This is a genomic window from Streptomyces sp. CO7, from assembly GCF_053474865.1.
In genome coordinates this window covers 21,675-25,807 of record NZ_JBRIOU010000005.1, presented here as the reverse complement: position 1 = coordinate 25,807, position 4,133 = coordinate 21,675, and the positions used below count along the sequence as shown (strand labels likewise).

6 protein-coding genes are annotated in these 4,133 nt (G+C 72.1%); 2 read left to right on the top strand and 4 right to left on the bottom strand.

Going from position 1 to position 4,133, the window contains the following annotated elements; genetic code table 11:
- The coding region (locus ACOV8S_RS18440; RefSeq protein WP_448318924.1) for an HGxxPAAW family protein at positions 1-350 on the bottom strand (350 nt) is incomplete at its 3' end.
- A gap of 99 nt (positions 351-449) precedes the next feature.
- Here ACOV8S_RS18440 and ACOV8S_RS18435 point away from each other — a divergent pair.
- Entirely contained in the window at positions 450-923 is a 474-nt protein-coding gene (locus ACOV8S_RS18435; protein WP_448318923.1) for a MarR family winged helix-turn-helix transcriptional regulator, read from the top strand.
- On the opposite strand, the gene ACOV8S_RS18430 is transcribed toward ACOV8S_RS18435, so the two are convergent.
- The 3 genes from ACOV8S_RS18430 to ACOV8S_RS18420 all read right to left on the bottom strand — a co-directional run bounded on the left by ACOV8S_RS18430 (position 910) and on the right by ACOV8S_RS18420 (position 3,302).
- Positions 910-1,380 (bottom strand): hypothetical protein, encoded by a 471-nt coding sequence (locus ACOV8S_RS18430; protein WP_448318922.1) that lies wholly within the window; start codon positions 1,378-1,380, stop codon positions 910-912. The two genes, ACOV8S_RS18435 and ACOV8S_RS18430, sit on opposite strands and share 14 nt — an antisense overlap.
- Positions 1,381-1,579: 199 nt before the next feature.
- Positions 1,580-2,374: an ABC transporter ATP-binding protein gene (locus ACOV8S_RS18425; RefSeq protein ID WP_448319442.1), complete on the bottom strand. Its 795-nt coding sequence runs from the start codon at positions 2,372-2,374 to the stop codon at positions 1,580-1,582.
- Between the two features lie 7 nt (positions 2,375-2,381).
- Positions 2,382-3,302, bottom strand: a complete 921-nt coding sequence (locus tag ACOV8S_RS18420) for an ABC transporter permease (protein WP_448318921.1) — start codon at positions 3,300-3,302, stop codon at positions 2,382-2,384.
- A gap of 136 nt (positions 3,303-3,438) precedes the next feature.
- On the opposite strand from ACOV8S_RS18420, the gene ACOV8S_RS18415 reads away from it, so the two are divergent.
- Positions 3,439-4,133, top strand: a 695-nt coding sequence (locus ACOV8S_RS18415) for a TetR/AcrR family transcriptional regulator (protein ID WP_448318920.1), incomplete at its 3' end; no start/stop codon positions are given.

Here is a 4,133-nt window from a genome sequence, read left to right as displayed (position 1 = left end):
GGTTCCGGCTCGTGCACGAGCGGGGGTTCCGGCCGGGTGAGGCGGCGCCCGCGCCCCGCCAGGCGACAGCCCCAGCAGTCCGGGTGCCCCTGCGCGGCCGCCCGGTCCCTCGTGCGCCAGTGCCGGTCGGCGGCCGGACGCGGCCCGCCGGGCTTCCCCCAGCCGCCCAGATGCAGCACCCAGCTGAGCAGGGCGGCCAGGGCGACCACGCCGAGGCCGGCCAGGAAGCCGGCGGGCCGTCCGGCGACCATCGCCGCGCCGCACAAGGCGCATCCGACGAGGGCGAGGCAGGCGCCCGCCCATCCGGCGAGCGTGTGCCCGAGGTCCTCGTCGCCGTGCATGCCGCTCATGTGTCTCCTCCGACCCGCCGCGTCTGTCTGTATCTTCGTCCCGAACGCGAGACAACTTAGCTCACGAGCTAAGTAACTTAGACACTAAGGAGAATCCCGGTGGAGGGCAAGTCCCGTCCCGAGGCGACACCGAAGCAGGCACTGGACGCGATGGACGGACTGATCGCGCTCGCCCTCGTCTCCCAGCACGACATCGCCCAGCGACTGGGGCTGAACGTCACCGACCTGACCTGCCTCGGCCACATCATCGGCGCCGGCACGCGGCACCTGGCCGCCGGAGACCTCGCCGAACGCGCGAACATCACCACCGGCGCGGTCACCGGCGTCCTGAACCGTCTGGAACGCGCCGGCTACGTCCACCGGCAGCCCGACCCGAACGACCGCCGACGCGTCCGCGTCGTCCTCGACGCGTCGGCGGCCGCCCGCGTCTTCGCCGTCTACGGCCCCCACTACGAGCGGCTGGGCGCACTCCTCGCCGGCTACACCCCGGACGAGACGGCCGTCCTCGCCGACTTCTTCGTCCGCGCGCGGGAGGCGATGCAGCACTCCCTCGACGAGATCAGGGAGACGTAGCCGGCACGGTGCGGGTGACGGTGAGCGTCCACTCCACCTCGGGTGGAGCCGTCACGACGGCGGTGCCGGCGCGCTCCGCCCCCGCGACCCCGATCCGGTGCTCGTACCCGGTGACCTTCCCGCCGTGGCACCGGCTCGGGACCCTCGCGCCGATGCGAGGCACCCGCACCTCGACCGTCCCGTCCCCCCGGCACGAGACGGTGAGCGTGAGGGCGTCCCCGGCCCGCCCGGACGGGTACGCCAGGCTCGCGTTCCCCCGGTGCTCCAGCTCCTCCGCCGGCTCCTGCCCGGCCGGCGGCTCCTGCCCGGTCGCGGACCCGGAGGGGGCCGGTCCACCGTCCACTGCCGCGGGCAGTTCCCTCCCGTCGCCCCACGAGGTCTCGGCGGTGCACCCCGCCGCACCCACCACGGCCGCCACCACGGCCGCCACCACCGCGGCACCCCATCGACCTCGCATCACACGTTCCCCCGTTCGTCGAAGAGCCCGAGCGTAGGTCCGTCGCACGGGTCGAGCGCCTCCCCGCCGCGATCCCTGAGCAAGATCTGAGATCACCGGCCGGCACCGGGCAGCGCCGGACAGCACAAAGGGGCGGTCGGGGGACACACGCCCCGAACCGCCCCTCCGCGGGCGCCGCGTACCCGCGCCCTGCCCGCTGCTACTTGCTGGTGAACTTCTCGTACTCCCGCATGACTTCCTCGGTCGGGCCGTCCATCCGCAGCTCGCCCCGCTCCAGCCACAGCACCCGGTCGCAGGTGTCCCGGATCGACTTGTTGTTGTGGCTGACCAGGAACACCGTTCCCGCGTGCTTGCGCAGCTCGCGGATCCGCGCCTCGGAACGCTTCTGGAACTTCTTGTCGCCGGTCGCCAGCGCCTCGTCGATCAGCAGCACGTCGTGGTCCTTGGCAGCGGCGATGGAGAACCGCAGCCGCGCCGACATGCCGGAGGAGTACGTCCGCATCGGCAGCGTGATGAAGTCGCCCTTCTCGTTGATCCCCGAGAAGTCGACGATCGACCGGTACCGCTCGCGTATCTGCTCGCGCGACATCCCCATGGCGAGCCCGCCGAGGTGGACGTTGCGCTCGCCGGTCAGGTCCTTCATCAGCGCCGCGTTGACACCCAGCAGCGAGGGCTGGCCGTCGGTGAAGATCTGCCCGTTCTCCACCGGCAGGAGCCCGGCCACCGCCTTCAGCAGCGTGGACTTGCCCGAACCGTTGGTGCCGATCAGCCCGATCGCCTCACCGCGGTGCGCCACGAACGTCACGTTCTTCACCGCGTGCACCCGCCGCACCCCGGCGGCCCGCTCGACCTTCTCCTTGCGCCGCACGATCCGGCTGAGCGCCGCCGTGGCAGCGCCCCGCCCGCCGCCCGCGCCGTTGACCTTGTAGACGATGTCCACATGGTCGACGACCACCGTGGGGATCCGCTCCCCGGTTGCGTCCTCGAGGTCCATCCGCTGCTCAGCCACGGCCGTAGGTCTCCTCAGCCTTCCAGAAGAAAACGAATCCCCCGAGGCCGGCGAGCAGCGCCCACCCGCCGGCGATCAGCCACACGTGGTCCGGCAGCTGGCTCGCGGTGAAGCTGTCGATCAGCGCGAACCGCATCAGGTCGATGTACACCGCCGCCGGGTTCCACTGCAGGATGTTGAACACCCAGCCCGGCAGGTCGGTGCGCTGCGCCACCTGCGTCAGGCTGAACATCACGCCGGAGGCGTACATCCAGGTGCGCAGCACGAACGGCATCAGCTGCGCCAGGTCGGGGGTGTGGGCGCCGAGGCGGGCCAGCACCATCGCCAGACCGGCGTTGAAGACGAACTGCAGGATCAGCGCCGGCACCACCAGCAGCCAGGACCAGGCCACCGGCACGCCGAAGACCAGCAGGATCACGGCCAGCGCCGCCATCGAGAACAGCAGCTGCTGGAGCTGCTGCAGGCAGTACGAGATCGGCAGCGAGGCCCGCGGGAAGTGCAGCGCGCGCACCAGACCGATGTTGCTGGCGATCGCGCGGGTTCCGGTCATCAGCGAGGACTGGGTGAACGTCCACACGAACACGCCGGTGACCAGGAAGGGCACGAAGTCGGGAACCCCGTGGGAGGTGCCCATCAGGACGCCGAAGATGAAGAAGTACACCGCGGCGTTCAGCACCGGCGTCAGCACCTGCCAGAGCTGGCCCAGCTTGGCCTGGCTGTACTGGGCGGTGAGCTTGGCGGTGGAGAAGGCGGTGATGAAGTGCCGCCGCGCCCAGAGCTGCCGTACGTAGCCGGTCAGGGTCGGGCGGGCCCCGCTGACCGTGAGACCGTGCCGGGCGGCCAGTGCCGGAAGGTCCCCGTGGTCGGGAACCGCCGGACCGGCGGCGTGCGGTGCGTCGAGAACCTGGCTCACATCCGCGGCCTTTCGTCGAGCGGGAGTGTTGGCGACGTTACGACGGAACGGGACCGTATCGTCGTCCGCGCGGCCTGAGCCTAGGCCGGGAACACGTCGCAACGCAACCGTCCCGTCCTCACGACGTCTTCGCCCTATGCTGGATCGCATGACTGACGCCGAAGCCGTCGAAGCCGCTGGGGCCGCCGGGGCCGGGACCGCCGAGGCCGCCGAGGCCGCCGGGACCGCGGGCTCTGCGGGCTCTGCTGGCTCAGCTGGCCCGGCGGCCTCCGCGGGGGGCGGCTCCGCGCCGCGCCGCAGGACGCCGGCCGGCGCGGCGGTACTGCGCGAGGACGTGACGCAGGCCATCCGCGCGGCGGTGCTGCAGGAGCTCGCGGCGGTCGGGTACGCGCGCACCTCCATCGAGGGGGTCGCGCGCCGGGCCGGGGTCGGCAAGACGGCGGTCTACCGGCGCTGGCGGGGCAAACTGCACCTGGTCCTGGACATCGTCTCCGCGCTGGCCGTCGAGGGGCTGCCCGCGCCGGACACGGGGTCCCTGGAGACGGACCTGCGGCTGCTGTACGAGTTCACCTCACGCGCGCTGCGGCACCCGGTGGCCTCGCAGATCATCCCGGACCTGCAGGCGGAGGCCGCCCGCAACCCGGAGATCGACGAGGCGCTGCGCAAGGCGGTGCGGTCGGGGCAGGAAAGCGTGGCCCTGCGCATCCTCGCGGCGGCGGTCGACCGGGGCGAGCTGCGGCGAGGCCTCGACGAGGACATCGCCCTCGACCTCATCACCGGCCCCCTCTACTGGCGCACCGTCATCCTCCGCCAGCCCCGCCTCCCCAAATC